The sequence below is a fragment of the Reyranella sp. genome, assembly GCF_004297265.1.
Classification (GTDB): domain Bacteria; phylum Pseudomonadota; class Alphaproteobacteria; order Reyranellales; family Reyranellaceae; genus Reyranella.
This window is the reverse complement of record NZ_SCUT01000007.1, coordinates 74153-100208: the sequence shown is the minus strand read 5'-3', so window position 1 is coordinate 100208 and position 26056 is coordinate 74153. Positions and strand designations below refer to the sequence as shown.

Here is a 26056-nt window from a genome sequence, read left to right as displayed (position 1 = left end):
GTGCGCTTGCTACGTTTTCTCGTCTCCTGCCTCGCAGTCGTCACGGTGCAAGCTGGAACGGCCCATGCCCAGCCCACGAGTATCGGCAGCGAGCCTGCGGGCCCGCCGCCGAAGGATTGGACCTTCGACATCGGGCCGGGCGTGGTGATCGCCCCGTGGTTCGAAGGCAGTGCGAACTATCGCGTGCTGCCGATTCCGAATCTCGACCTGCGCTACCAGCGCGACAAGGTCTTCATCTCGGCGCGCGACGGCATCGGCGCCACGCTGCTGGACGTGTCCGGCTTCAAGGCCGGCCCGATCTTCCGCTATCGCTTTCCGCGCAACCAGGGCGATGGCGGCTATCTCTACGGCACGGGCAACGTCCCCTTCACGATCGAGGGCGGCGCCTTCCTGCGCTACGACCAGCCCTTCTTCGCCGCCAAGGTCGAATTGCGGCGCGGCATCGGCGGGAGCAACGGCCTGATCTTCGACGCACTGGTCGACGGCAAGCTGCGGCTCAGCGACAGCGTGTTCCTGTCCGGCGGACCGCGGCTCTCGGTGACCGATGGCACCTTCAACCAGGCCTATTTCGGCATCACCGCGTTGCAGTCGATCAACTCGGGGTACGCGCAATACTATCCCGGTGCCGGGCTTCGCAGCGTCGGCGTCGGGGCGAGCGCGTTGTGGCGCATCCACGATCAGCTGAGCTTCGTCGCCTTCGGCAGCTACAACTACCTGGCCGACACGGTCGCCAACTCGCCGATCGTCACGGGGCCCGGCGGATCCCGGAACCAGTTCGTCGCCGGCGCCGCGCTTACCTGGCGCTTCTCCTGGTAGCGCGCCTGCCGGGCTAGAATCTCTCCACCCAGGGCCGCACCTCGACCTCCCAGCTCCAGGCGCTGCGGTGCTGGTTCAGCACGTGCCAGTAGGTCTCGGCGATGGCGTCGGGATCGAGCAGGCTGTCGGGCTTGTCGTCGGGCACCGGCCGCGCGGCGCTGCGGATGCCGCCGTCGATCACGAAGTGGGCGACGTGGATGCCCTTGGGCGAAAGCTCGCGCGCCATGGATTGCGCGAGGCCGCGCAGCGCGAACTTGCCCATGGCGAAGGTTGCCGAGAGCGCGAAGCCCTTCACGCCCGCGGTAGCACCCGACAGGAGAACGGCGCCCTCGCCCTTGGGCAGCATGCGCTTAACCGCCTGCTGGGAGACCAGGAAGGCGCCGAAGGCACTGATCTCGATGGCCCGCTTCACGTCGTCGGGCGCCAGGTCGACCAGCGCGCCGCGCACGCGGCTGCTGGCGTTGTAGACCACGACATCGGGGGTACGACCGGCCGCGTCCAGCGCCTCGAACAGGGCCGAAACATCCATGGGCTCGGCGGCGTTGCAGGCGTGAATGGAGGCGCCTGTCTCCTTCGCAAGTGCAGCAAGCTTGTCGGTCTGCCGGGCCGCCAGGGCGACCGATAGGCCGTTCTTCGCAAACAGGCGGGCCAGCGAGGCGCTGAGACCGGGACCGGTCCCGACGATCAGGGCAGAGCGGTATTTCGGCATGTGCAGGGGTCCTCTCGTTGCCGGGGATTCCCGGCAGGTATAGGCTTCCCGTCAATAGGGAAGGAAATAAAGCCATGGACCAGGTCCAACCGACCGGCCGCATCGACGTCATCTCCGACGTGATCTGCCCCTGGTGCTACATCGGCAAGCGCCAGCTCGAACGCGCGCTCGATCTCCTCGCCACTCAGCATTGCCGGGTCGCCGTCGCCTGGCACCCTTTCCAGCTCAATCCCGATATGCCCACCGAGGGTGTCGAGCGTACGAGCTACCGCATCGCCAAGTTCGGCAGCCTCGAACGGTCCAGACAGATGGACCAGCGCATCACCGAGACCGCCGCCACGGTCGGGCTCGAATTCCATCTCGACCGGATCACACGCACGCCCAATACCGTAAACGCCCATCGCCTGATCCGCTTCGCCGGCCCGCGCGGCGTGCAGGACGTGGTCGTCGAGGAACTGTTCGAGAGCTATTTCTGCAAGGGCGCCGACATCGGCGATTCGAAGATTCTCGCCGACATAGCGGCCGAAGCCGGGCTCGACCGCGCCGAGGTGCTTGCCATGCTGGCCAGCGACGAAGGCCGCCGCGAAGTGCTGGCCGGCGACCAGATGGCACGCAACGCGGGCATCCAGGGCGTGCCAAGCTTCGCGCTGCAGGGCCACGTGCTGTTCTCCGGTGCGGTGCCCGCCGAGGAGATGGCGCAGACCTTCCGTCGCGCCTGGGAAATCCTGAAGAACCGCGCGGCTTAGGACAGAAGCTTCATCGTCATTTCCCGCGGATGCTCATCGTCGGCGCAGAGACGGGCCCGCTTACCGTCATCACATAGTCGGTCGCACCGTTCGAACCCGCATCGAGCGCGATGGTGGTCTCTGTCGTCGCCGCGGTCAGGCTGGTGCGGCTGTTGATTCGCGCCGTCGCGTTCGGACCCTTCAACGCGTGGTTCTGCAGGTTGATCTCGCCATTGGACAGGGTGATGTCGCCTTCGATGGTGCTCTGCGCGTTGATGAAGCCCGAGATGACCGCCGAGTTGAAGCCCATCTCGGTACTGAAGAGGCTGCCGATGCCGGTCGCGAAGGAGGCGAAGCCCAGCGACCCGCCGGCGACGGAGGGATAGACGACGCCCGAGAGATGGCCCTGGCCCGTCAGGGAATCGCGGATCTGCCCGGGCGAATTCCCGTGCCCCTGCAGCGCGATCCTCATGACGTTGATCTTGCCGTCGACCGCCACCTTCAGGTGCTCGTTGCCGAAGACGTTCTGACCGGCGGCACCGCGAAGCATCTCGCCGACATAGATGCCCTGCAGCGTGCCCGCGACGTCGACCGTCATCGTGTCCTTCGAGGCGTCGACCGTGCCCGCGAAGTCGACGGCGCCGCTGTAGAATTGGCCGGTGAGCTTGGAAACCTTGAAGATGCCATTGCGCAAGGTTGCGTTCATGTCCGCATAGGTGACCTTGAGTGCCCCGACCTCGATGGCGCTGGTCTCCAGGTTGAGCGTGGCGTCGAAGGCGCGCAGGCCCGAGAGGTCGATTTGCTTGTCCGTCGCGGCGCGCTGCCCCTTCGAGGGCAGCGGCACCGCTTCGGCGTTTGCGCCGGCCGGAGCGGCCGGCAACGCCGGCGTGGGCACCGCAGCGGGGGGCCCATCGGTGACGCCCAGCCAGTCGTCGAGGTCGAGCGTGCCGGGGATGCGCAGGTTGGCCGCGAAGCTGGGCCTCGCCCCCAGGGTGGCGTCGATACGCCCCGACATCTGCGTGCCGATCGCCGTCAGGTTACCCTCAAACGAAGCCCGCTGGTCATTGCCCTTGAAGGCGCCCTCGGCGGCCAGCCCGCCCAGCCCTGTCTGCGGCTTCCCGGTGGCCACCGACACCAGCCCGCTCGCATCCTGTGCCTGCACGCTGAAATTCGAGAGGTCGAAGGCGAACTTGTCGCCCAGCACCAGCGAACCGGTGGCTCGGGCGGTCGCGCCAGCCGCGGTGACCGATGCGTTGCGCAGGGTCAGCGCCTCCGTCGTGCCGGCGACGCTGCCGCCTGCCGTCGAGGCGCCGAGCTTGCCGTTCAGGAACTTCGGCATGCCGGCATAGACCAGCAGCTTGTCGGTATCGGGCATTGTGGCATTGAAGGTGAAGTCGAATCGCGGCGCGGTGCCGAAGTCGGCGACTTGCCCCTTGAGGTCGAACTTTGCACCGAGGAGCTCCGCCACCTTGAGTGCGTTCACCTTCAAGAGATTGCCCTGCACGGAGAGGTCCGCGTCGACGCCGTTCAGCGTCCCCCCGCGGAACACGAGCTTCGCGACCTTGGCCTTGAGTCCGAGTATGGGCAGGGTCTTGTCGGGCGTTGCGGGAGCGGCGGTCGGTGCAGGCGCCGGTGCCACCGATGTGGCAGGCTCCGCGACGACCGAAGGCTCGCGAGGCTGCGGCAGGTAGGCATCCAGGTCGAAACTGTCGAGTTGCACCGAGGTCGCCAGCGTGAGCGGCCGGCCGAAGGTGATGCTGCCGCTGCCGGTCGCGCGCTGGCCGTCCAGGTCCATCGCGAGATCTGATATCTGCAGGCTGTTGGGCGTCGAGGCGACCTTGCCCTCGATCGCCAGCGTCTGGAGTTTGCCGGCCGGCACGCCCGACGTGTCGATCTCCAGCCAGGCCAGCGTCTCGCGCAAACGCGGACCGGCCAGGCTGAATTGCCCGGCGGATTGTATGGGAGGGGCGGCAGCCTGTTTGGGCGCCGGCGCAGCCGGAGCCACGGCCGCGGCGTTCGCCTTCAGAACCATGTCGCCCGGCAAGGTGGCGCTGAGGCGCGGCACGGCGATGATGCCGTTGCGGATCTCCACGGCAAGCCCGACGTCGCGCGCCAAACCCTTGCGATAGGCGACTTCCTTTGCATCGACCGACAGCAGGACGGTGAACCCGGGCGGGAACGGCGACAGTGAGTCGGAAGAGGGTGCGGCGCTTGCCTTGGCCGGGGCGGCAGGCGCGGCGGCCGGGGCGGCAGGCGCGGCGGCTGGGGCGACAGGCGGTGGCGTGGACGGAGCTGCGACGGGCTTCGGCCGGAAGGCGCCGGGGTTGGACAGCAGCGCGAGCCATTTCTCGGCATCGACCCTCGGCAGGGACAGGTGGCTCTCGAGTGACGGGTTGGCGCCGGGGACCAAAGTGACGCTGCCCGACACGCTCTCACTGCCGATCGACATCCGGAAGTCGGTGAGCGCCAGCTTCTCGGCCGAGAGGTCGATATCGCCGTCGAAAGCGAACGGGCCGATCGCCGCGGTGTCGAAGGCGGGCGCTTCCTGGCCGCCCGCCCGCACCAGGCTGGCGATGAAATCGGTCAGGCCGCCGGTGGCGAGAGAGACCTTGCCCTTGATGTCGGCATCCGGCGCGATGCGGCTGACATGGCCGTCGAAGTTCAACGTGCCGCTCTGTACCTTGAGCTTGAAGGACATATCACTGCCCTTTTCCATCGGCGCGCCGACCTTCGCCATCAGCGACAGCGGGACGCCGTTGACGGTCGCGGTGGCGTCGAAGTCGAACGGCCCCTGCAAGGAGCCGACGGACGCCAGGGCCTCCAGATTCTCCGCCCTCAGCGTCTGGCCCGTCTTCGGATTTGTGTAGCTGAGGGTCCCTTCACGGATCTTGACGGTGCCGATAGCGAGATGGAGGCCGCTGCTCGGCGCCCCGGCTGGCTGGGCGGCGCCGGCACCGGGATGGAACTCCCAGTTGGGCCGCCCTTCGGCGTCGCTCTCGAGGACGAGGGTCGGCCTGAACAGCGTGAGCCGTTCGATCTCGATACGCCCCTGCAGCAACGCCCAGAAGGACGGCCTCACGCCGACCCAGCGGACATCCACCATCTGGGCGCCCTTGGCACCCACGGCATTGGCGAAATGGACCTGCCGGGCGCTGATGCGCAGCGTCGGGAACACCGTGAGCTTCAGCGGGCCCTCGATCACGAGTTCGCGGCCGGTCGCCTCCTTCACCGCCGCGATCATGGCAGGCTTGTACTGGTCGATGTTCAGCAGCGAGGGCGCCGCCAGGCCGGCAACCGCAACGAGCGCGGAAAACGCCACGACGGCTACGCCGCTCCGGATCCAGGTTCGCTTCTGCATGGCCATCTACTCGTGAACGCCTCGTGCCCGTGAACGCCGCAAGGTGTTGCAGGATGCCTCCGTAGTCTATTGGAGGTCCCGCTCTGGGGCTATTCCAAGGCGGCGCGCCGCCTGAGATGCCTCTGCACGGCCTCGTCGAGCGCCGACAGGAAGCGCGACCGGTCGCGCGGCGCCATTGGCCTGGGCCCGCCCGTGATCTCGCCCATCGCCCGAAGGTTGGACATCAGTTCCCGGTTCGCCATCGCCATGCCGATCGAGGAGCTGGTGAAGGGCACGCCGTTCGAGCCGATGACCGAAGCACCCTTCCTGAGGCTGCGATCGGCGAGCGGGATATCGGCGGTGACGACGATGTCGTCCGGCCCCGCCCGCTCGACGATCCAGTCGTCGGCCGCGTCGAAGCCGTCACTCACGACGACGCGCTCGATCCGCGGATCGCGCGGCACGTTGATGTAGGCATTGGCCACGACGAAGACCTTCAGTCGGTAGCGCTCCGCCACGCGATAGATCTCGGCCTTCACCGGGCAGGCATCGGCGTCGATGTAGATGTCGATTCCAGCCTCCTCACGCTGTTCCCACCGAGCTCAGCTCAGGACGGCGACTTTCTTGCGCTCGATCAGGGCGAAATCGATGGCCGCTCCCAGGCCGGGCCCGTTCGGCACATGCACCATGCCGTCGCGTCCGACGACGATGTCCTTTTCGAGACCGTACTTCTGGGCGCCGTCGGGCAGCAGCACCTCGAAGAACTCGGTGTTGCGGATCGCGGCGATGACATGGAGGTTCGCGACGTTGTTCAGCGAGTTGCCGCCGTGATGGACCTCGTAGTTCATGCGGAAGGCCTCGGCGAGATGAGCCGTCTTCACCAGGGTGGTGATGCCGCCCTTCACCGCCACGTCGCCGCGCAGATAATCGGTGGCCTGCTGCAGGATCCATGGCTGGTACGAATCGAGGCCGGTCTGCGGATATTCGGTGGCCATGATCGGGATCGAGAGATGCTGCTTCAGCTTGGTGTAGTTGTAGATGTCCTGGTCGGCGAGCGGATCCTCGTACCAGTAGAAGCCCATCTCCTCGACGGCGCGGCCGACGCGGATGGCGGCCGGATAGTCGTAGCTCCAGGTCGAATCGAGCATGATCGTGTAGTCGCCGACGGCGCGGCGCACCGCCTCGCAGACCTTGATGTCCTCCTTCCAGCGCGTCGGCGGATGGATCTTGTAGGCGGCCCAGCCATACTCCTTGAACCGCATCGCCTCCTCGGCGTACTCGGCGGGCGAGGCCAGCACGGCGGAGCTCGCGTAGGCCGGCACGGATTCGCGATAGGTCCCGAGCAGGCGATGGATCGGCTGGCCCACGGCCTTGCCGACCAGATCCCACAACGCCACGTCGACCGCGCCGATGGCGCGCACGCCGGCCGAGCGCTGGCGCTTCCAGATCTCCTGGTTGACGTGCTCGCGCTGGAACGGATCCTTGCCGATCAGCACCGGCTTGATGTGGCTGATCAGCCCCTGCCCGTCCGTCGTCGCCGGATTCATCGCCGAGCCCAGGAAGGCGTGGCCCTCCAATCCCTGATCAGTAATGACACGCAGCAATCCCAGCGCGCTCTTGCCCGAGAAGCGGCCGGTATGGGCGCCGTAGGTCGTGGGCGGGATGTCGTCCCAGGCGAACAGGGTCAGCGTGACGTCGGTGATCTTCATTGCTTTGTCTCCCAGACCCGCCGCTCCGGGCCCAGCGGGTCGATGTCGAGGTGGCAGACCGTGTCGAATATCATCGTGGCCCGCAGGTGCGGCGAATAAGTAGGCCACACCGGCAGGCCGGGATGGTTCGGATCGCCGCGCTTCGCGAAGGCGATCCAGGTCCGGCTCATGGTCTCGCCCAGCGCAAGACGCCCGGGATCGTCGCCGGTCAGCTCTGCCGTATCGAGATTGGAGAAGACGAAGGGGATCTCGAGCGTATGGCAGGAGCGCAGCCTGCCGCCCAGCACCGGCGTCTCCCAGGCGAAGAGATAGACGAACACCGGTGCAGCCTTCTGCGCCAGCTTGCGCTCCGCGATCAGGAGCGACGGCGCGCGGATGCCCTGGTCGGAGACGATGGCGATCGCGATCTCATCGGGCCGGAGCCTCGGCTGCGCCTTGCGATAGACCGCCACGATGTCCGCCGCCCGCGCGCCGAGATAGGGCCTGAGCGACTCGGGCAGGCTCTCGAAGGTGGCATCGGCGACCCACGGCATGTGGCCCAGGAACAGGGTCATCTCGTCCTTGTTGCTGCCGATCATCAGCGGCACGTTGATCGAGGGCAGCGGCGCATCGGGCGCGAAAGGCCCGCCCGGGAACAGCGCGCCGTCGATCACCGGGTTGAAACCGAGCCGTCGCCGGTCGGCGAAGGCCGCGCGACTGACGCCCGCCAGCACCTTGACCTGCGCTTCGAGGAGCTTCGCCGCCGGCAGCTCGCGAAGCTTGCCGGCATCGGCCGCATCCAGCCCCAGATGGTCCAGCACCTGGCGCGCCGTCCGGGTGCCGTCCTCGCGATTGGCCATCTGCACGGCCGGTCCGCTCTGGATGATGGCCTTGTGGAACAAGCCCCTGGCCGGCGGCATGGCCATCAGCACGCTCACCTTCGCGCCGCCGCCGGATTCGCCGAAGATGGTGACGTTGTTCGGATCGCCGCCGAAGCGGGCGATATTGTCGCGTACCCACTGGAGCGCGGCGATGATGTCGAGCATGCCCGCGAGGCCCGCATGCTCGAAGCCTTCGGCTGTGTCCTCCAGATGAAGATAGCCGAGCACGCCGAGTCGGTGATTGAACGAGACGACCACGACATCGTCGAGCCGGCAGAGATTGGCACCGTCGGACCAGGGCGAGGAACCCGACCCGGTGATGAAGGCGCCGCCATGGCACCAGAACAGGACAGGCCGGTGCGCCCCTTCGCGTCCGGAGGTCCAGACGTTGAGATAGAGACAGTCCTCGTCGAGCTTCTGCTTTCCGGCGAGCGTGAAGATTCGCAGCAGGTCGTCGGGCAGGGCGAAGACGTTCTGGCTCTGCACGGCCATGTTGCCGTACTCGAGCGCGTCACGAACACCGGCCCAGGGCTCGGGCTTGCGCGGCGGCCGGAAGCGCAGCTCGCCGAGCGGCGGCTCGGCATACGGAATCCCCTTGAAGATCTCTACGCCGCGATCGCGGATGCCACGGATCTGCCCGGCAGTGGTCTCGACGACGATTTCTGCTGTCATGAGTGCCAGTCTAGCGCGAACGGACGGGCCGGCGCTGTGACTGGACCGCATCAATTTCGCCTAGCTGCACCGCAACGCGGCTCGTGAACTGGCAGGACATGCTCATCAACCTACCATCCGATGCCGGTTAGCCATAGACTGCCGGCATGAACGACAAGGTCCGAGCCCAACTTGCCCCCACCGGCGTCCTGCGCGCCGGCATCAATCTCTCCAATTTCCTGCTGGTCACGGGCCGCAGCGACAGCGGCGACCCGACCGGGGTCGCCCCCGACATGGCGCGCGAGATCGCGGCCGCCCTGGGCGTGCCCGTGAAGTACGTGACTTTCAAGTCTCCCGGCGAGCTCGGCGACCAGGTCGGCAAGGACGTATGGGACATCGGCCTGATCGGCGCCGAGCCGCAACGCGCCGAGAAGATCCAGTTCACCGCCGCCTATGTCGAGATCGAGGCGACCTACATGGTGCCCGAAGGCTCTCCCATCAAATCGATCGCCGATGTCGACAGGAAGGGCGTGCGCATCGCCGTCTCCGCCCGCTCCGCCTACGATCTCTGGCTGGTGAACAACATCCGGAACGCCACGCTGGTGCAGGTGAGCGGCCTCGACGCCGCCTATGAGAAGTTCATGTCCGACAAGCTCGAGGTGCTGGCAGGCCTCCGCCCCGGCCTCCTCAAGGATGTCGAGAAGGCGCCGGGCCTGAAGATCCTCGACGGCAAGTTCACCGCGGTCCAGCAAGCCGTCGGCACGGCCAAGCCCAATGTCGAGGGTGCGGCGTTCCTTGCCGACTTCGTCGAGAAAGCCAAGAAGTCCGGCCTGGTCCAGGGCTTCATCGACCGTCACAAGGTCAAGGGTCTCTCCGTCGCGCCGCCCGCCTGACCGTACATGGAACTGAACGTCAAGACGCTCTACCTGATCGGCGGCATCGTCACAGTCGCCAGCGCGGGCGCGGCGCTCCTGACCTGGTACCACCATCGCAATGCGCCGGGCCTTCGTGCCTGGGCAGCAGCCCTGCTGCTGACCGTCCTCGGCGCGCTCATCCTGCGCGTCCGCATCGCCCAGGCCGATCTGGCCCCCGTCCTGGCTGCCGACATGATGATCGTCGCGGGTTTTGCCGCGATGTGGTTGAGCCTGCGTTTCGCCAATCAGGGCCGCACTGACCTGGTCCGGCTGATTGCCATCGCTGTCGGCATCAGCGCAGCCTTCCTCGCTTTGTTCGTCGTCCTGAGAGCCCTCGGTGTGGGACGACAGGCGGCTTCGATCCCCTTCTCCCTGCTCCTCGGTTTGCTGGGACTGGCCTCCGCCTGGGAGATCAGGCGGGGCCGCCACAAGGACGATCTGCACAGCCGGCTGCCGGCGGCCCTCGCCTTCGCAGGTCTCGGGATCGCCCGCGTCGTCCGCGCCGGAGTCCTGGGCTGCGAGGTGGTCCACATCCTGCCGCCGGGCGCTGCAGCGGCGACGCATCCCTACACGCTCTACGCCACGATCGTGTTCACCGTGGTGGTGACCTACGGGCTCGTGATGATGGCCAACGAACAGGCGGGGCGCCGCGAGGCGATGCAGTTCGCCGGGCAGTGACAGCTAGAGTTCGCTGCCGACGAACTGCCTGAACTCGGCCGTCTTCGGATCGGCGAACAATTCGGCCGTCGGTCCGATCTCCCAGACCTTGCCGTGGTACATGAACACGACGAGGTCGGCCACGCGTCGGGCAAACCCCATCTCGTGCGTGACGGTGATCATCGTCATGCCGCGCCGGGCCAGGTCCTCCATCACGGCCAGCACCTCGGCGGTGAGTTCTGGATCGAGCGCCGAGGTGACCTCGTCGAACAGCATGACCTGCGGCTTCAGCGCCAGCGACCGCGCGATGGCGACGCGCTGCTGCTGGCCACCCGAAAGCTGCTCGGGATAGGAGAGCCGCTTGTCGGTGAGACCGACCAGGCCCAGGACCTCGGCGGCGACCTTCCTGGCCTCCTCCTTCGGTTGCTTCTTCACCAGGGTGAGCGCCAGGGTGATGTTCCGTTCGACCGTGAGATGCGGGAAGAGATTGTAGCTCTGGAACACCATGCCGACGTCGCGCCGCAACTGGGCGCGCGCCTCGCTGCCCGGCCGGCCGACCGCATGGCCACAGACTTCGATCGTGCCGCCCTGGATCGTTTCCAGTCCGGCAATGCAGCGCAGCAGCGTGCTCTTGCCCGACCCGCTGCGACCGACGATCGCCACGGTCTGCCCCCGCGCCACGTCGAAGCCGACGCCGTCGAGCACGCGCAGCGGCCCGAATTCCTTCACGACGTCCTTGATCCGGATCACGGTGTCACCCTCTACCGGCATGGACCTTCCTCTCGAGATGGCGGCTCGCCAGCGACAGCGGATAGCAGATGGCGAAATAGATCGCGCCGACGATGGCGAAGATCGCGAACGGCTCGAAGGTCGAGTTGTTGACGATCTGCCCGGCGCGCGCCAGTTCGACGAAGCCGATCACCGAAGCGAGCGATGTGTTCTTCACGATCTGCACCATGAAGCCCACGGTGGGCGGCGTGGCGATGCGCACGGCCTGGGGCAGGATCACGTAGGCATATTGCTGGAACGGGTTCAGCCCCAGGCAGTCCGACGCCTCCCACTGGGTCTTCGGCACCGCCTCGATGCAGCCGCGCCAGATTTCCGCGAGGAAGGCCGCGGCGTAGATCGTGAGCGAGAGACCGGCGGCGACCAGCGGATCGAGCTTGAAGCCCACAATGCCCAGTCCGAAATAGGACAGGAACAGGACGATCAGCAACGGCGTGCCCTGGATGATCTGGATGTAGATGCCAGCGAGGCCGCGCAGGAGGCGCGACCGGGCTACGCGCATCAGCGCCAGCGGCAGACCGACCAGTGCGCCGCCCGCGAAGGCGATGAGCGACAGCAGCACCGTCCAGCGCGCGGCCTCGACGAGGTAGAGGATATGGTTGGCGCTGAGCTGGATCACAGCGGCGTGCCCAGCCGGCGGCGGCGTTCGAACAGCACCAGCCCGATCGCCCACAGGGCGAAGCGATACAGCGCCGAAAGGGCGAGATAGACCACCGCCACGATCATGTAGACCTCGAAGCTGCGGTAGGTGTCGGACTGGACGAGATTGGCCGTGGCCGTCAGCTCCTCGGCCGAGATCTGCGAGGTGATGGACGAGGCCAGCATCAGCAGCACGAACTGGCTGGAGAGTGCGGGATAGACCCGTTCCATGGCCGGCAACAGAACGACATGCAGGATCGTTTGCATCTTCGTGAGGCCGAGGCAGTCCGCGGCCTCGAGCTGGGTGCGCTGGATCGACTGGATGCCGGCCCGCATGATCTCGGTGGTGTAGGCGCCCATGTTGACCGTGAGCGCCACGATGGCGGAGACCTCGGCGCTGAGCTTCAGGCCGAGGCTGGAGAGGCCGAAATAGACGAGGAATATCTGGATCAGCAGCGGCGTGTTGCGGATCGTCTCGACATAGATGCCGACCAGCCGCCGCAGGACCGGCCCGCCATAGACACGCGCCAGCGCGCACACCGTGCCCACCACGAAGCCCAGCGCGATCGACGCCACGGTGAGCTGCACGGTGAGCCAGGCGCCCGCCACGAAGTCCGGCCACCTGTCGGCCAGGAAGGCGAAATCGAACTTGTACGACATGGCTCAGCCCGAGCCGCCCCCCTTTCCGCTGGCTACTTCTGGGTCAGGATGACCTCGGGCAGGCCGTTGCCGTGGAACTTCTTGTAGATCTCGTCCAGCTTGCCGTTCTTGAGGTTGGCCAGGATCCACTTGTTGACCTCCTCGACCAGCCGCGTCTCGTCCTTCTTGACGCCGACGGCGAGCTTGAAGGTGTCGAGCACGAACTTGACCTCGACCTGGCGGGCCGGGTTCTTCTTGTCGATCGGCGCGACCAGCAGCTCGGCGGTGGAGAAGATGTCGACCTGCCCGCTCAGGAAGGCCTGCGCCTCGGTGGCATCGTCCTCGTAGCGCACCAGCTTCATGCCCTTGGGCCCTTCCTTGGTGAGTTGGGTGTCGTGCGTCGTGCCGCGCACGGTACCGACGGTCTTGCCGTCGAGATCGGCGAGGCTCTTCACGTTCACGCTCTTGGGCGCGGCGATGACGGTGCGCAGGACGGCATAGCCCAGCGAGAAGTCGATCACCTTGGCCCGCTCCGGCGTGATCGACAGGGTCGAGATCACGAGGTCAGCCTTGCCAGTCTGCAGCGAGGGAATGCGGGACGCGCCGGTGGTCGGCACATGCTCGAACTGGAGGCCCCAATCCTTGGCGAGCAGCTTGGCCGTCTCGATGTCGGAGCCGGTCGGCTGCATCTTGTCGTCGGTCATGCCGTAGGGCGGCACGCCGAGATCGACGGCGATGCGGATCTTGCCCGACTTCTTGATATCATCGAGTGCGTCGGCATTGGCGACCTGCACGGCACCCATCATCGCCACCGCCGCGACCGCGACGGCCGTCATCATCTTTCTCATCGTTTCCTCCATCTCTCTTTTCGTTGTTGTCCGGACTCTAGCGGCCCGCATCCATCTCTGCGAGCTTGGCCACGCGGCGACGGAACTCCTCCGCCGTCGAGAACTTAGCGTCGAGGTAGGCCGCGATCAGGTCCTTGGCGAGCCAGGGACCGACGATCTGCGCGCCGATGCACATCACGTTGACGTCGTCATGCTCGACGCACTGGTGCGCCGAATGAACGTCGTGGCACACCGCGGCGCGGATGCCCTTCATCTTGTTGGCGCCGATCGAGGCGCCGACACCGGTGCCGCACACCATCAGGCCGCGCTCGGCCCTCCCCGAGGTGATCGCCGCCGCGACCTTGCGCGCGATGTCGGGAAAGTCGACCGGGTCGGGATCGTAGGAGCCGACATCATCGACTTCGTGTCCGCGCTCGCGCAGGAAAGCGAGCAGTTCGGCCTTCATCGGAAAGCCTGCGTGATCCGATCCGACGACGATCTTCATGTATCCATGCCCTGTCTTTGATAGGTGGAGATCAGGTTGTTGCGACGCAGCCCGTCGCCGATCGCGAAATGCTCCCGCAGCCGCCGTTCGGCCTCGTCGGGGTTCCGCTCCGCCAGCGCCAGGAAAACCTGGCGATGGGCATCGACGAGGCCCGAGGTGATCGCAGGCTCTCGGAACGTGTCGCGGCGGCGCTCGACATGGCTGCGCATCAGCAGCGGCGAGATCGCCTCGTAGATCTTCATGAGGGCGCCGCTGCCGCTCGCCCGCACGATGGCAAGATGGAACGCGTAGTCGGTGCCGCCACCGCGCTCGGGATCGTCGAGCGAATCGACCAGCGTATCGAGCAGGGCTGCGATGGCCTGAAGATCGCGTTCGCTGGCCCTGAGGCAGGCCAGCCGAATGGCCTGGCATTCGATGGCGATGCGGGCCTGCAGGACGTCGTCGAGGATGTTGGGCTCGGGCGCCAGGCAGAGCGTCAGCGCCTGCCCCAGGACCGAGGCATCGGCCGAGCGCACGTAGGCGCCGCGGCCGTGGCGGATGTCGAGCAGGCCCAGCATGGCGAGCGAGCGCAGCGCCTCACGCAGCACCGGCCGGCTAACGCCCAGCGCCAGCGCCAGCTCGCGCTCGCCCAGCAGCCGATCGCCCGCCTTCAGCTCGCCCGACAGGAGTCGGTCGCGGAAGAAGGTGAAGACGCGGCCGGCGCCGGTCGACGGTTCCTCATTGTCCTGGCGGACGATATCGAGCATTTCCACCTTGGTCAGTCCGTGGTCTGACCACTCTATGATAAGAGCTGCATTCCATGCAACCCAGCGCAGCGATCGGCGTTATGAACCGTTGCGGGAGGTGTGACCGCGTGTGGAACGGGTTCCAGCGGAACCGAAATAAATCCTCACGCTGCGCTCCCATAAGATGGGGGGCTCACCAAGATGACCGCCGACGCTGGCTCTTCACTGGCCAATGGGCCGACTGCCGCCCCTCCTTCATCGCGGCGGGGCCTACCGCCCTCGAGCGACCTTCGCGACTTGCTGGCCGTGCTCGAAGCTGTTCGCGGCGGCGACTTCTCTGCCCGCCTGACCGGCGACCATGACGGCACGCTGGGCAGGATCGCCGCCGTCGTGAACGACATCGCGGCCGGCAACGAGAGCATGGCGCGCCAGCTCGAGCGCATCGGCAAGGCGGTCGGCGAACAGGGCCGCACCCGGCAGAGGGTGAAGTTTGGCCTGTCGGCGGGCGCCTGGGGCGAGATGGAGAGCTCGGTCAACACGCTGATCGACGACCTTGTCTGGCCCACGACCGAAGTGACCCGCGTGATCGGCGCCGTGGCGCAGGGAGACCTGCTGCAGACGGTACGGCTCGATGTCGATGGAAGGCCGCTGAAAGGCGAGTTCCTGCGCGCTGCCACCATCGTCAACACCATGATCAAGCAGCTCTCGGTCTTCACGTCGGAAGTGACCCGCGTGGCGCGCGAGGTCGGCACCGAGGGCAAGCTGGGCGGCCAGGCCAAGGTGAGCGAAGTGACGGGCGTGTGGCGCGAGCTGACGGAGAGCGTCAACTCGATGGCCAACAACCTGACGGCCCAGGTGCGCAACATCTCCGACGTCACCATCGCGGTGGCCAATGGCGACCTGTCGCGCAAGATCACCGTCGACGTGCGCGGCGAGATCCTGCAGCTGAAGGAAGCCATCAACACGATGGTGGACCAGCTGCGCTCCTTCGCCTCGGAAGTGACGCGCGTGGCGCGCGAGGTCGGTACCGAGGGCAAGCTGGGAGGCCAGGCCATCGTGCCGGGCGTCGCCGGCACCTGGAAGGACCTCACCGACTCCGTCAACGCGATGTGCGGCAACCTCACCGACCAGGTGCGCAACATCGCCGACGTCACCACCGCCGTCGCGCGCGGCGACCTGTCCAAGAAGATCACCGTCGATGTGCGCGGCGAGATCCTTCAGCTCAAGGACACCATCAACACGATGGTCGACCAGCTGAACGGCTTTGCCGGCGAAGTGACGCGCGTGGCGCGCGAAGTCGGTACCGAAGGCAAGCTGGGCGGCCAGGCGCAGGTCCCCGGCGTCGCCGGCACCTGGAAGGACCTCACCGACAACGTCAACTCGATGGCGACCAACCTGACGGCGCAGGTGCGCAACATCGCCGACGTTACCACCGCCGTGGCGCGTGGCGATCTGTCCAAGAAGATCACGGTCGACGTGCGCGGCGAGATCCTGCAGCTCAAGGAGACCATCAACACGATGGTCGACCAGCTGAACGGCTTCGCCGGTGAAGTGACGCGCGTCGCCCGCGAGGTCGGCACCGAGGGCAAGCTCGGTGGACAGGCGCAGGTGCCCGGCGTCGCCGGCACCTGGAAGGACCTCACCGACAACGTCAACCTGCTGGCCGCCAATCTCACCACCCAGGTCCGCAACATCGCCGACGTCACCATCGCGGTGGCGGGCGGCGACCTGTCCAAGAAGATCACCGTCGATGCCTCGGGCGAGATCCTGCGCCTGAAGGAGACCATCAACACGATGGTCGATCAGCTCAACTCCTTCGCCGGCGAAGTGACCCGCGTTGCGCGCGAGGTCGGCACCGAAGGCAAGCTCGGCGGCCAGGCGCAGGTGCCCGGCGTCGCCGGCACCTGGAAGGACCTCACCGACAACGTCAATTTCATGGCCACCAACCTCACCGGTCAGGTGCGCAACATCGCCGAGGTGACGACCGCGGTCGCCAACGGCGATCTTTCCAAGAAGATCACCGTCGACGTGCGCGGCGAGATCCTGCAGCTCAAGGACACCATCAACACGATGGTGGATCAGTTGAACGGCTTCGCCGGTGAAGTGACGCGCGTGGCCCGCGAGGTCGGCACCGAAGGCAAGCTGGGCGGCCAGGCGCAGGTGCCCGGCGTCGCCGGCACCTGGAAGGACCTCACCGACAACGTCAACCTGCTGGCCGCCAATCTCACGACCCAGGTCCGCAACATCGCCGAGGTGACGACCGCCGTCGCCACGGGCGACCTGTCCAAGAAGATCACCGTCGATGTGCGCGGCGAGATCCTTCAGCTCAAGGACACCATCAACACAATGGTGGATCAGCTGAACGGCTTCGCGGGCGAAGTGACGCGCGTCGCCCGCGAAGTCGGCACCGAGGGCAAGCTCGGCGGCCAGGCGCAGGTGCCGGGCGTCGCCGGCATCTGGAAGGACCTGACCGACAACGTGAACCTGCTGGCCGCGAACCTGACGACACAGGTCCGAAACATCGCCGAGGTTACCACCGCCGTGGCCACGGGCGATCTGTCGAAGAAGATCACGGTCGACGTGCGCGGCGAGATCCTCCAGCTGAAGGAGACCATCAACACGATGGTCGATCAGCTGAACGGCTTTGCCGGCGAAGTGACCCGCGTGGCGCGCGAGGTCGGCACCGAGGGCAAGCTGGGAGGTCAGGCGCAGGTCCCCGGCGTCGCCGGCACCTGGCAGGACTTGACCGGCAACGTCAACCTGCTGGCCGCCAACCTCACCACCCAGGTGCGCGCCATCGCCGAGGTGGCGACCGCCGTCACCAAGGGCGACCTCACGCGCTCGATCCAGGTCGACGCGCTGGGCGAGGTGGCCGAGCTGAAGGACAAGCTCAACACCATGATCGACAATCTCCGTCTCACGACGGAGCGCAACACCGAGCAGGACTGGCTGAAGACCAACCTCGCCAAATTCACGAACATGCTGCAGGGCCAACGTGATCTCGGCACCGTCGGCCGCATGATCCTGAGCGAACTGACGCCGCTCGTGGACGCCCATCAGGCGGTGATCTATCAAACCGTGGACGACGGCAAGGCCCGGCTGCGGCTTCTTTCCGTCTATGCCGATGCGGTGGGCAACGGACATCCGGAGACATTGCGGGTCGGCGAGGGCCTGATCGGCCAGTGCGCCGCCGATGGACGGCCCATCCACATCTCGACCATGCCGGACGCAGCGCGGCCAATTGCGTCGGGCCTGTTCAGCGCCTTGCCGAAGAGCCTTATCGTTCTGCCCGTGCTGTTCGAAGGCCAGGTCAAGGCGGTGATCGAGCTGGCCTCGCTCAGCACCTTCACCGAGCTGCAGGTCGCTTTCCTCGAGCAACTCACCGCGTCGATCGGCATCGTGCTGAATTCGATCGAGGCCACGATGCAGACCGAGAGCCTGCTGCAGCAATCCCAGAAGCTCGCCGGCGAGCTGCAGAGCCAGCAGGGCGAGCTGCAGCAAACCAACGAACAGCTCGAGCAGAAAGCCGCCCAGCTCGCCGAGCGCAACGCCGAGGTCGAGCGCGCCAACCAGGAGATCGAGCAGGCCCGCCGCGCCGTCGAGGAGAAGGCGTCGGAGCTGGCGCTGACGTCGCGCTACAAGTCGGAATTCCTGGCCAACATGAGCCACGAGCTACGGACCCCGCTCAACTCGATCCTGATCCTTGGCCAGCAGCTCGCAGACAATCCCGAGGGCAACCTGGCGCCGAAGCAGGTCGAGTTCGCCCGCACGATCCATGGCGCCGGCACCGATCTCCTGAACCTGATCAGCGACATCCTCGATCTCTCCAAGATCGAATCCGGCACCGTCACCGTCGATGCCGAGGAGATCTACTTCGCCAACGTGCTGGAAACAGTGGCCCGGCCATTCCGCCACCAGGCCGAATCTCAGGGCCTCACCTTCGAGGTCCAGGCCGATCCCCACCTCCACCGCTCGATCGTCACGGATTCCAAGCGCCTGCAGCAGATCCTGAAGAACCTGCTGTCCAATGCCCTGAAGTTCACCGCCGAGGGCAGCGTGAGGCTGCGCGCCGTACCGGTAACGGCCGGCTGGCGCCCCGACAATGTTGCGCTGAACCAGGCGAGCTCGGTGGTGGCCTTCGAGGTGACCGATACCGGCGTTGGCATCCCGACGGAGAAACAGAAGATCGTGTTCGAAGCCTTCCAGCAGGCCGACGCCAGCACCAGCCGCAAGTATGGCGGCACGGGCCTCGGCCTTGCGATCAGCCGCGAGCTGGCGAGCCTGCTGGGCGGCGAACTCACCCTGCGCAGCACGCCCGGCGTCGGCAGCACGTTCACGCTCTACCTGCCGATGATGTACACCGGCCCGCGCACCGCCGTGCGGCAGCCGGCCCAGGGACCGGGCGCGCAGCCCCTGCCGATCGTGGCGCTGCCCGAGCATCTCGCCGACCAGTTCCCAGACGACCGCCACGAGCTGCAGCCCGGTGATCGCACCCTGCTGATCGTGGAGGACGACCCCAACTATGCCGGCATCATGGTCGACGCCGCCCATGCGGTGGGGCTGAAGGCGGTCGTGACCTCGCGCGGCGCCGAAGCGCTCGACCTCGCCCTGCAGTACAAGCCGGTCGCCATGTCGCTCGACGTTTTCCTGCCTGACATGCTGGGCTGGAACGTGCTCAGCCAGTTCAAGCGGACACTGGAGACGCGCCATATCCCGGTGCAGATCCTCACCATGGACGAGGACCGGCAACAGGGCCTTTCGCGCGGCGCCTTCTCCTATCTCAGCAAGCCCACCTCCAGCGAAGGGCTGAACGCCGCGCTGGCGCGCATCAACGACTACGTCCGCCCGCGTCGCAAGAGGCTCCTGATCGCGGAGGATGACGAAGGGGAACGGCTGAGCATAGCGACCCTGCTCGATCATCCCGACGTCGAGATCACGACGGTAGCCTCGGGCGAGGAAGCGCTGGCGGGACTTCGCACCGAACGGCACGACTGCATGGTGCTCGACCTGCGCCTGCCCGACATGTCGGGCTTCGAGGTGCTGGAGGCCATCCAGGCCGACCCGGCACTCGCAGACCTGCCGGTCGTGGTGTTCACCGGCCGCGACCTGACCGCCGAGGAGGAAGGCCGGCTGCATTCGATGGCGCGCAGCATCGTGGTCAAGGGGGCCGCGTCGCCCGAGCGGTTGTTCGACGAGACCTCGTTGTTCCTGCACCACGCCGCAGCGGCGCTGGCACCGGAGAAGCAGCGCATGCTGGAGCGCCTGCACGGTTCCGACGAGGTGCTGGCGGGCCGCACCGTGTTGGTTGTCGACGACGACGCGCGCAACATCTTCGCCCTGTCGAGCGCGCTGGAGCGGCGCGGCATGCGGGTGCTGACGGCGACGACCGGCCACGAAGCCATCTCGATCCTCGAATCCTCGCCCGACGTGTCGATCGTGCTGATGGACATCATGATGCCCGAGATGGACGGCTACGAGACCATGGCACTGATCCGCAGCAAGCCGGCCCTGCGCCGTCTGCCCATCATCGCGCTGACCGCCAAGGCGATGAAGGGTGATCGCGAAAAATGTCTTGAGGCCGGCGCGTCGGACTATCTCGCGAAGCCGGTGAACACCGAGCAGCTCTTTTCGGCGCTGCGCCTCTGGCTGCATCGCTGATCTTGGCCGAGGCACCAGCCCCCATGGACAAGGTCGACATCCTGCTGATCGACGATCAGCCGGCCAAGCTGCTGAGCTACGAGGTCATCCTCGGCGAGCTGGGCGAGAACCTCGTGAAGGCCAACTCGCCGCACGAGGCGCTCGGACTGCTGCTGAAGCTGGAGAACGTCGCGGTCGTGCTGATCGACGTGGTGATGCCGCAGATCGACGGCTTCCAGCTCGCCGCCATGATCCGCGAGCATCCGCGCTTCCAGAAGCTCGCCATCATTTTCGTCTCGGCGGTACAGATCGCCGAGACCGACCATCTGCGCGGCTACGAGATCGGCGCCGTCGACTACGTGACGGTGCCCGTGGTGCCGGAGGTACTGCGCGCCAAGGTCCGCGTCTTCATCGAGCTGTATCGCAAGACCCGCGAACTCGAGGCGATGAACGAGGAACTCGAGAAGCGCGTCGCCGAACGCACCGCCGAACTCGAGGCGCAGACCGAGCAGCTGCGCCGCAGCGAGGAGCGCCGGTCGATCGCGCTCAGCGCCGGCGACATGGGTTCGTGGGAAGTCGATATCGCCTCCGGCCACGTCGAGTGGGATGACGGACCCTATCGAATCTTCGGCGTCGACCGCGCCACCTTCGAGCCCACCGTCGAGCGCATCGAAGCGATGATTCATCCCGAGGACCGCGAGAAGAACGCGGTCGCCACCATCGTTGCAGCGGGTGACAGCCGGTTTCAGGTCGAGTTCCGCGTCATCCGGCCGAGCGGCGAGGTCCGCTGGTGCTACGGGGCCGGCGTGATCACGCGCGATTCCGACGGCATCGCCGTGCGCATGAACGGCGTCACCGTCGACATCACCGAGCGCAAGCGTGCCGAGGAGCGCCAGCTCGTGCTGGCGCGCGAGGTCGATCATCGCGCCAAGAACATGCTGGCCGTCGTCCTGTCGGTGTTGCGCCTCACCAAGGCCAGGAGCACCGCGGAGTTCGTCTCGACCGTCGAGGGTCGCATCCATGCGCTCGCCGCCACGCACAATCTGCTGTCGGCGACGCGCTGGCAGGGCGCCAATCTCAGCCAGATCGTCGACGAGGAACTGGCGCCCTACCGTACCGACCACCGCCAGCGCATCGAGTCCGGCGGTCCGCCGGCCATGCTGCTGCCGGCAACCGCGCAGGCTGTGGCGCTCGCGGTGCACGAACTCGCCACCAACGCCGCCAAGTATGGCGCCCTGTCGACGGAGAACGGCCACCTTCGCCTCGTCTGGAAGATCGACGATCAGGCTTTGGTCATCGACTGGATCGAGACGGGAGGGCCGCCGGCGGTCGAGCCCAAGTCGCTGGGATTCGGCCTGTCGATCGTGCGCTCCTCGATCGAGGCGCAGTTCCGCGGCGGCGTATTCTACGACTGGCGGCCGGAGGGCCTGCATTGCCGCCTCTCCATTCCACGCGCCCAGATCGTCGGCCCTGCGCCGGCGCAGAAGCCGTTGGTGGAAGGCCCACGCGAGACGCCGAGCCATCGGCCGCGCAGCCTCGCCGGCCGGCGGCTGTTGATGGTCGAGGACGAGGTGCTGGTGGGCATGATGGCCAAGCGCATCCTGGAGGACCTCGGCGCCACCGTCATTGGGCCCTATGGTGGCCTGGCCGACGGATTGGCCGCCGCGCGCAGCGAACGCTTCGACGGCGCACTGCTCGACTTCAATCTCGCGGGCGAACTGGCCGATCCGCTTGCCGACCTGTTGATCGCGCGGGGCATCCCCTTCGTGTTCATCACGGGATACCAGCGCGACAGCATCGACCGGCGCTATGCCAACGTTCCCGTCCTGGCCAAGCCGCTTGAAGCCGAGACGCTGGAACGGGTGCTGGCGTCGTTGCTCGAGCCGCGCTCACACCTCGCGCGCAGAGGTTAGGCGGCACCGCCGGCGAAACAGGGCGAAGTCGGGGCGGTTCCCGGCGTAATCGAGGTCTGCGCCGTCAACTTTCGCATCGCCCTGCCGTTATCACCGTCCAACACGGAGGTGATAGCAGACATGGCAAGAGATATCCGAACTATGCCCAAAGGCCTGATCGCGCCGCTTACCCAGGCCGCTCTTGCCTCACTGCGTGCGCTGGCCGAAGGCACGGCCCCGTCGATGCCGGATGAGCATCGCGCACGCCTCCTCCACCTGGCGCTGATCGAAACCGGCGCGGAAGGCGATGCGATCACCGCACTCGGCCGCGAACGGCTGATATCCGATCGCTAGTAATTGCCGGCCGTCGCTGTCACGCACCCGGGATCGACAGCCGCCTTCACGATCTTGAGAAAGGATTCGAGAGGGCAGGCATTGTTCACCAGGTCCGCCGAACAGGCCGGCAGCGCAACCTGCACCATGCCGGGCGGATCGCGGTAGTTGAGCGGCGCCCGACGGCGCATCTCATCCAGCGTCTGCGTATAGTAGGCAATCCGCACGTAGCGCTTTTCGCTCCTCACCTCGCGAAACTGCTCGAAGGCCAGCGCGCCACCCGGGGAAGCTTCGCCCGGGAGGAAGCCTGGAATCTGCCAGGTGAGGTCGAGCAAGGCGGCGACGTTGTGGATGTTGCTCTCGTGGCCCACCAGGAAGCCCAGGCGCACCGGCTGCCCGGTGGCCGCGTGGCCTGGGAAGTTGTGACCGTTGACCAGGATCGAGCCGATCAACGAGAGGAGGTTCGAACCGCGCTGCTGGGCGATGGGTTTCGTCTTCTGCGTGAGATCTTGGTCCAGCTGGTGGAGCGTGAGGAGTTCGCGCAGCGTCGCATCGTGCGCGAGCCGTCCCCAGGCGACTTGATCCTTGGGCATGCCGTCAGCCGACTGCATGAGGAAGTTCTCTGCCGCCGTCGAGGCGTAGCCGATCGGACCACGCAGCCGCACCCCGTCCTCTGTGCCGCTCACGATGCTGGTCGGCATGCCGGCTTCGCCGCAACTGCCGCCGCCGGCGCCCTTGGTGGCGGCGGCCGGACAGAGGACCGACTGCATCATGGAAATCGAGGCGGCGTAGTCGCGCCCTATCGATGCGAAGCTTCCCCCCAGGCGCGAAAGGACGGCGGCGCGATTGGCCGCAAGATCCATGGGGCAGGACGCGGTGGGCTGCGGATTGAAGAGGGGATCCGGCACCGTGAAGTTCGCCTGGTTGCGCAGGGGCAGGTTGGCGCAGCGTGGATACATGCCGGCCAGCAGCGCCGCGCCCGACGTGCGTGTCCGCTGAGAGAGATCGGTCCAGGCCGCGACGGTTCCGACGGTCGGGCAATCGTCCGCCTGGACCAGCCCGCGCCCGCCGTACAGCACACGGTAATAGGTCCCCATCAGCCGCAACAGCTCCTCGCCCCGGGGCGACAGGAAGCCGGGTTCGACCGGCCAGGTGGGCCAGGGCGTCGCACTGTATCTGTCGAGCTGCTCGTTGGGCTCTGTCGGCGAGCGCACACCGTGCCGGTTGACCAGGATCGCCCGTTCGATCTGCCAGCCCGGCGGCGTCGGCAGGATCTCGGCGCTGGCCGGCGCCAAGGCAGCCAGAAGCGAGGCAACGAGGACGACGGTAAAGACTCGGATGCTCATGATACTCCCCCGGAGGCCGCACTATGCCGTCTCCGGGTCCCGCCCGTCATCCGTTCCGTGCTAGAATTCCCTCATGCCCGTGCAGTGGACGATCTCGCATGCCGACCGGCTCGTCGTCGCCGTCGCCAGGGACACGGTGACGGTCAGCGACATCGAGCGCTATTTCGCCGGCATCACCACCGACGGCGCGATGGGCTATCGCAAGATCTTCGAGATCACGAAGACGCCCGGGGCGCTGAGTGACGAAAACCTGCGCGCGCTCGGCGCCCGGGTGGTGCTCTATGCCCAGCATGGCCAGGTCGGGCCCCTGGCGATCGTCGCCGCTTCGGACAGCAGCTTCGAGCAGGCAAAGACCTTCGCCGCAGCCGCCACGGCGCGGCGGCCCCTCGCCATCTTCCGGGAGCTTCACCTCGCACGACAATGGCTGGATGCGCAGCGCCTGCCGGATGACTGAGTCGGAACCCGCGCCCGCTTCCCGGGGTTGAGCCGGAATGCCGTCACCGTCGACGATTGGCGCCAGCTCGTTCCGCGAGCGCGTCGGCGCACTCAGGAACCTGCGGCCCTTCCTCGCCATGGTCTGGACCACCAGCCCGCCCCTGGCGGCGACCACGATCGTGCTGCGCCTGATGCGCGCCCTTCTGCCAGTGGCGACGCTCTACATCGGCAAACTGATCATCGACGACGTCGTGATGCTGGTTCAGCTGCCCGACAAGCCGGCGACCTTGCAGCAATGGCTGGACAGCGGCCATCTCAACCGGCTCGGTCTGCTGCTCGGAGCCGAGTTCGCGGTGGCGGTGCTGGCCGACGGGCTGGGCCGTATCGTGTCCCTGCTCGACGGGCTGCTGGCCGAGCGGGTAAGCACCAGCTCGAGCGTTCGGCTGATGGAGCATGCCGCGACGCTCGACCTCGAGGATTTCGAGGATGCGGAGTTCCAGGACCAGCTCGAACGCGCCCGCCGCCAGACCAGCGGCCGCATGACCCTGATGAGCCAGCTCTTCTCCCAGGCGCAGGACCTCGTCACCGTGGCCAGTCTCGCCGCCGGCCTGATCGTCTTCGCGCCGTGGCTGATCGTGCTGCTGATCGTGGCGCTGGTGCCCGCCTTCCTCGGCGAGGCGCATTTCAACGCCAAGAGCTATTCACTCGACTTCGGCCGCACGCCAGAACGTCGGGAGCTGGACTATGTCCGCCAGACCGCGGCCAGCGTCGAGACCGCCAAGGAAGTGAAGATCTTCGGCCTGCACGACTTCCTGGTCGACCGCTATCGCCGGCTCGCCGCGTCCTTCTACGAGGCCAACCGCCGCCTCGCCTTGCGACGGGCCGCCTGGGGCGGGCTGTTCACCACCATCGGCACGATCGGCTACTACTTCGCCTACGCCTACATCGCCTGGCGTACGCTGACCGGCGAGTTCTCCGTCGGTGACCTGACCTTCCTCGCGGGCTCGTTCCGTCGCCTGCGCACCCTCCTCGAATCGCTGCTGAGCGGCTTCTCCTCGGTGGCCGGCCAGGCGCTCTATCTCGACGATCTCTTCTCGTTCTTCGAGGTCCAGCCGGAAATCCTCTCGCCGCCCAATCCCCTGCCCTTTCCCAAGCCGATCCGCGAAGGCTTCGTGTTTGAGGATGTCGGTTTCATCTATCCCGGCGCCGAGCGCTGGGCGGTGCGCCACCTCTCCTTCACCCTGAAGGCCGGGGAAGTCGTGGCGTTGGTCGGCGAGAACGGCGCCGGAAAAACCACGCTGGTCAAGCTGCTGACGCGGCTCTACGACCCTGACGAGGGCCGCATCCTGCTCGACGGCCGCGACCTGCGCGACTACCGGCTCGACGAGCTGCGCGGCAGCATGGGCGTCATCTTCCAGGACTTCGTCCGCTACAACCTGCCGGCCGGCGACAATATCGCGGTCGGCCGGATCGAAGCGCGGGCCGACCGCGAAAGGGTCGCGCGCGCCGCGAACCGCAGCCAGGCCGACGAGGTGATCGCCCGCTTAGCCCGCGGCTACGACCAGATGATCGGCAAGCGCTTCAAGAACGGCGTCGAACTGTCGGGCGGCGAATGGCAGAAGATCGCCATCGCCCGCGCCTACATGCGCGAGGCCGAAGTCCTGATCCTCGACGAGCCGACCGCCGCCCTGGACGCGCGCGCCGAATTCGAGGTCTTCCAGCGCTTCAAGGAGCTGAGCCGCGGCAAGACCGCGGTGCTGATCTCCCATCGCTTCTCCAGCGTCCGCATGGCCGATCGCATCCTGGTGCTCGCCGAGGGCAAGGTCGAGGCGCAGGGCACGCACGAGGAGCTGATGGCGCAACAGGGCCGCTACGCCGAACTCTTCGAGCTGCAGGCGGCGGGGTATCGCTAGC

Annotated in this window: 21 protein-coding genes; 9 read left to right on the top strand and 12 right to left on the bottom strand. The window is 66.8% G+C overall.

Features of this window, described 5'->3' with window-relative positions:
- Positions 1-816 carry a MipA/OmpV family protein gene (locus EPO41_RS02240; RefSeq protein WP_296319778.1) on the top strand — a complete coding sequence of 272 codons (816 nt, stop codon included), beginning with the start codon at positions 1-3 and terminating at the stop codon, positions 814-816.
- Positions 817-829: 13 nt separating this feature from the next.
- On the opposite strand, the gene EPO41_RS02235 is transcribed toward EPO41_RS02240, so the two are convergent.
- Complete coding sequence (locus EPO41_RS02235; RefSeq protein WP_296320055.1) at positions 830-1531, bottom strand: SDR family NAD(P)-dependent oxidoreductase; 702 nt, start codon at positions 1529-1531, stop codon at positions 830-832.
- A 68-nt stretch (positions 1532-1599) separates the two neighbouring features.
- Between EPO41_RS02235 and EPO41_RS02230 the strand changes: the two genes are divergently transcribed.
- Complete coding sequence (locus tag EPO41_RS02230; protein WP_296319775.1) at positions 1600-2271, top strand: DsbA family oxidoreductase; 672 nt, start codon at positions 1600-1602, stop codon at positions 2269-2271.
- A 16-nt stretch (positions 2272-2287) separates the two neighbouring features.
- Here EPO41_RS02230 and EPO41_RS02225 read toward each other — a convergent pair whose 3' ends face one another.
- The 4 genes from EPO41_RS02225 to EPO41_RS02210 all read right to left on the bottom strand — a co-directional run bounded on the left by EPO41_RS02225 (position 2288) and on the right by EPO41_RS02210 (position 8828).
- Positions 2288-5608 carry an AsmA family protein gene (locus EPO41_RS02225; protein ID WP_296319773.1) on the bottom strand — a complete coding sequence of 1107 codons (3321 nt, stop codon included), beginning with the start codon at positions 5606-5608 and terminating at the stop codon, positions 2288-2290.
- Positions 5609-5697: 89 nt separating this feature from the next.
- Positions 5698-6159, bottom strand: coding sequence for a YaiI/YqxD family protein (locus tag EPO41_RS02220; RefSeq protein ID WP_296320052.1), 462 nt, complete (start codon positions 6157-6159; stop codon positions 5698-5700).
- Positions 6160-6189: 30 nt separating this feature from the next.
- Positions 6190-7296: an enolase C-terminal domain-like protein gene (locus tag EPO41_RS02215; protein WP_296319772.1), complete on the bottom strand. Its 1107-nt coding sequence runs from the start codon at positions 7294-7296 to the stop codon at positions 6190-6192.
- Entirely contained in the window at positions 7293-8828 is a 1536-nt protein-coding gene (locus tag EPO41_RS02210) for a carboxylesterase/lipase family protein (RefSeq protein WP_296319769.1), read from the bottom strand. The genes EPO41_RS02215 and EPO41_RS02210 overlap by 4 nt, the downstream gene beginning before the upstream one ends.
- A 146-nt stretch (positions 8829-8974) precedes the next feature.
- Between EPO41_RS02210 and EPO41_RS02205 the strand changes: the two genes are divergently transcribed.
- Together EPO41_RS02205 and EPO41_RS02200 are read left to right on the top strand one after the other, a co-directional pair.
- On the top strand, positions 8975-9700 hold the full coding sequence (locus EPO41_RS02205) for an ABC transporter substrate-binding protein (RefSeq protein WP_296319767.1): 726 nt from the start codon (positions 8975-8977) through the stop codon (positions 9698-9700).
- 6 nt (positions 9701-9706) lie between these two features.
- Complete coding sequence (locus EPO41_RS02200) at positions 9707-10399, top strand: hypothetical protein (RefSeq protein WP_296319764.1); 693 nt, start codon at positions 9707-9709, stop codon at positions 10397-10399.
- Between the two features lie 3 nt (positions 10400-10402).
- Here the strand turns inward: EPO41_RS02200 and EPO41_RS02195 are convergent, their stop codons facing one another.
- The 6 genes from EPO41_RS02195 to EPO41_RS02170 are packed head-to-tail and all read right to left on the bottom strand — an operon-like array spanning position 10403 to position 14520.
- Complete coding sequence (locus EPO41_RS02195; protein ID WP_296319762.1) at positions 10403-11149, bottom strand: amino acid ABC transporter ATP-binding protein; 747 nt, start codon at positions 11147-11149, stop codon at positions 10403-10405.
- A complete protein-coding gene (locus EPO41_RS02190; protein WP_296319761.1) occupies positions 11133-11783 on the bottom strand; it encodes an amino acid ABC transporter permease in 651 nt (216 codons plus the stop codon). The genes EPO41_RS02195 and EPO41_RS02190 overlap by 17 nt, the downstream gene beginning before the upstream one ends.
- A complete protein-coding gene (locus EPO41_RS02185; protein WP_296319758.1) occupies positions 11780-12463 on the bottom strand; it encodes an amino acid ABC transporter permease in 684 nt (227 codons plus the stop codon). The genes EPO41_RS02190 and EPO41_RS02185 overlap by 4 nt, the downstream gene beginning before the upstream one ends.
- A gap of 32 nt (positions 12464-12495) precedes the next feature.
- Complete coding sequence (locus EPO41_RS02180; protein ID WP_296319756.1) at positions 12496-13290, bottom strand: transporter substrate-binding domain-containing protein; 795 nt, start codon at positions 13288-13290, stop codon at positions 12496-12498.
- A 37-nt stretch (positions 13291-13327) separates the two neighbouring features.
- Positions 13328-13774: a ribose 5-phosphate isomerase B gene (gene rpiB, locus EPO41_RS02175; RefSeq protein ID WP_296319755.1), complete on the bottom strand. Its 447-nt coding sequence runs from the start codon at positions 13772-13774 to the stop codon at positions 13328-13330.
- Entirely contained in the window at positions 13771-14520 is a 750-nt protein-coding gene (locus EPO41_RS02170) for a FadR/GntR family transcriptional regulator (protein WP_296319754.1), read from the bottom strand. The genes rpiB and EPO41_RS02170 overlap by 4 nt, the downstream gene beginning before the upstream one ends.
- A gap of 276 nt (positions 14521-14796) precedes the next feature.
- On the opposite strand from EPO41_RS02170, the gene EPO41_RS02165 reads away from it, so the two are divergent.
- The 3 genes from EPO41_RS02165 (at position 14797) to EPO41_RS02155 (ending at position 22382) form a co-directional block, all read left to right on the top strand.
- Complete coding sequence (locus EPO41_RS02165) at positions 14797-20157, top strand: HAMP domain-containing protein (protein WP_296319753.1); 5361 nt, start codon at positions 14797-14799, stop codon at positions 20155-20157.
- A 23-nt stretch (positions 20158-20180) separates the two neighbouring features.
- Positions 20181-22049 (top strand): HWE histidine kinase domain-containing protein, encoded by a 1869-nt coding sequence (locus tag EPO41_RS02160; RefSeq protein ID WP_296319752.1) that lies wholly within the window; start codon positions 20181-20183, stop codon positions 22047-22049.
- Between the two features lie 141 nt (positions 22050-22190).
- Complete coding sequence (locus tag EPO41_RS02155) at positions 22191-22382, top strand: hypothetical protein (RefSeq protein ID WP_296319751.1); 192 nt, start codon at positions 22191-22193, stop codon at positions 22380-22382.
- Here EPO41_RS02155 and EPO41_RS02150 read toward each other — a convergent pair.
- The gene (locus EPO41_RS02150) at positions 22379-23707 is read right to left on the bottom strand and encodes a histidine-type phosphatase (protein WP_296319750.1); all 1329 of its coding nucleotides are present in this window, start codon (positions 23705-23707) and stop codon (positions 22379-22381) included. The genes EPO41_RS02155 and EPO41_RS02150 overlap by 4 nt on opposite strands.
- Positions 23708-23780: 73 nt before the next feature.
- Here EPO41_RS02150 and EPO41_RS02145 point away from each other — a divergent pair, with 73 nt between their 5' ends.
- Together EPO41_RS02145 and EPO41_RS02140 are read left to right on the top strand one after the other, a co-directional pair.
- Positions 23781-24161, top strand: a complete 381-nt coding sequence (locus EPO41_RS02145; RefSeq protein WP_296319749.1) for a hypothetical protein — start codon at positions 23781-23783, stop codon at positions 24159-24161.
- 37 nt (positions 24162-24198) lie between these two features.
- Positions 24199-26055 (top strand): ABC transporter ATP-binding protein, encoded by a 1857-nt coding sequence (locus tag EPO41_RS02140; RefSeq protein ID WP_296319748.1) that lies wholly within the window; start codon positions 24199-24201, stop codon positions 26053-26055.
- Position 26056 lies beyond the last annotated feature (1 nt).

Excerpts from the sequence above, each read along its gene's own strand:
- EPO41_RS02230 (WP_296319775.1), top strand. The coding sequence starts at position 1,600 with ATGGACCAGGTCCAACCGACCGGCCGCATCGACGTCATCTCCGACGTG.
- EPO41_RS02225 (WP_296319773.1), bottom strand. The coding sequence starts at position 5,608 with ATGCAGAAGCGAACCTGGATCCGGAGCGGCGTAGCCGTCGTGGCGTTT.
- EPO41_RS02215 (WP_296319772.1), bottom strand. The coding sequence starts at position 7,296 with ATGAAGATCACCGACGTCACGCTGACCCTGTTCGCCTGGGACGACATC.
- EPO41_RS02210 (WP_296319769.1), bottom strand. The coding sequence starts at position 8,828 with ATGACAGCAGAAATCGTCGTCGAGACCACTGCCGGGCAGATCCGTGGC.
- EPO41_RS02205 (WP_296319767.1), top strand. The coding sequence starts at position 8,975 with ATGAACGACAAGGTCCGAGCCCAACTTGCCCCCACCGGCGTCCTGCGC.
- EPO41_RS02200 (WP_296319764.1), top strand. The coding sequence starts at position 9,707 with ATGGAACTGAACGTCAAGACGCTCTACCTGATCGGCGGCATCGTCACA.
- EPO41_RS02195 (WP_296319762.1), bottom strand. The coding sequence starts at position 11,149 with ATGCCGGTAGAGGGTGACACCGTGATCCGGATCAAGGACGTCGTGAAG.
- EPO41_RS02185 (WP_296319758.1), bottom strand. The coding sequence starts at position 12,463 with ATGTCGTACAAGTTCGATTTCGCCTTCCTGGCCGACAGGTGGCCGGAC.
- EPO41_RS02180 (WP_296319756.1), bottom strand. The coding sequence starts at position 13,290 with ATGAGAAAGATGATGACGGCCGTCGCGGTCGCGGCGGTGGCGATGATG.
- rpiB (WP_296319755.1), bottom strand. The coding sequence starts at position 13,774 with ATGAAGATCGTCGTCGGATCGGATCACGCAGGCTTTCCGATGAAGGCC.
- EPO41_RS02170 (WP_296319754.1), bottom strand. The coding sequence starts at position 14,520 with ATGCTCGATATCGTCCGCCAGGACAATGAGGAACCGTCGACCGGCGCC.
- EPO41_RS02160 (WP_296319752.1), top strand. The coding sequence starts at position 20,181 with ATGGACAAGGTCGACATCCTGCTGATCGACGATCAGCCGGCCAAGCTG.
- EPO41_RS02155 (WP_296319751.1), top strand. The coding sequence starts at position 22,191 with ATGCCCAAAGGCCTGATCGCGCCGCTTACCCAGGCCGCTCTTGCCTCA.
- EPO41_RS02150 (WP_296319750.1), bottom strand. The coding sequence starts at position 23,707 with ATGAGCATCCGAGTCTTTACCGTCGTCCTCGTTGCCTCGCTTCTGGCT.
- EPO41_RS02145 (WP_296319749.1), top strand. The coding sequence starts at position 23,781 with ATGCCCGTGCAGTGGACGATCTCGCATGCCGACCGGCTCGTCGTCGCC.
- EPO41_RS02140 (WP_296319748.1), top strand. The coding sequence starts at position 24,199 with ATGCCGTCACCGTCGACGATTGGCGCCAGCTCGTTCCGCGAGCGCGTC.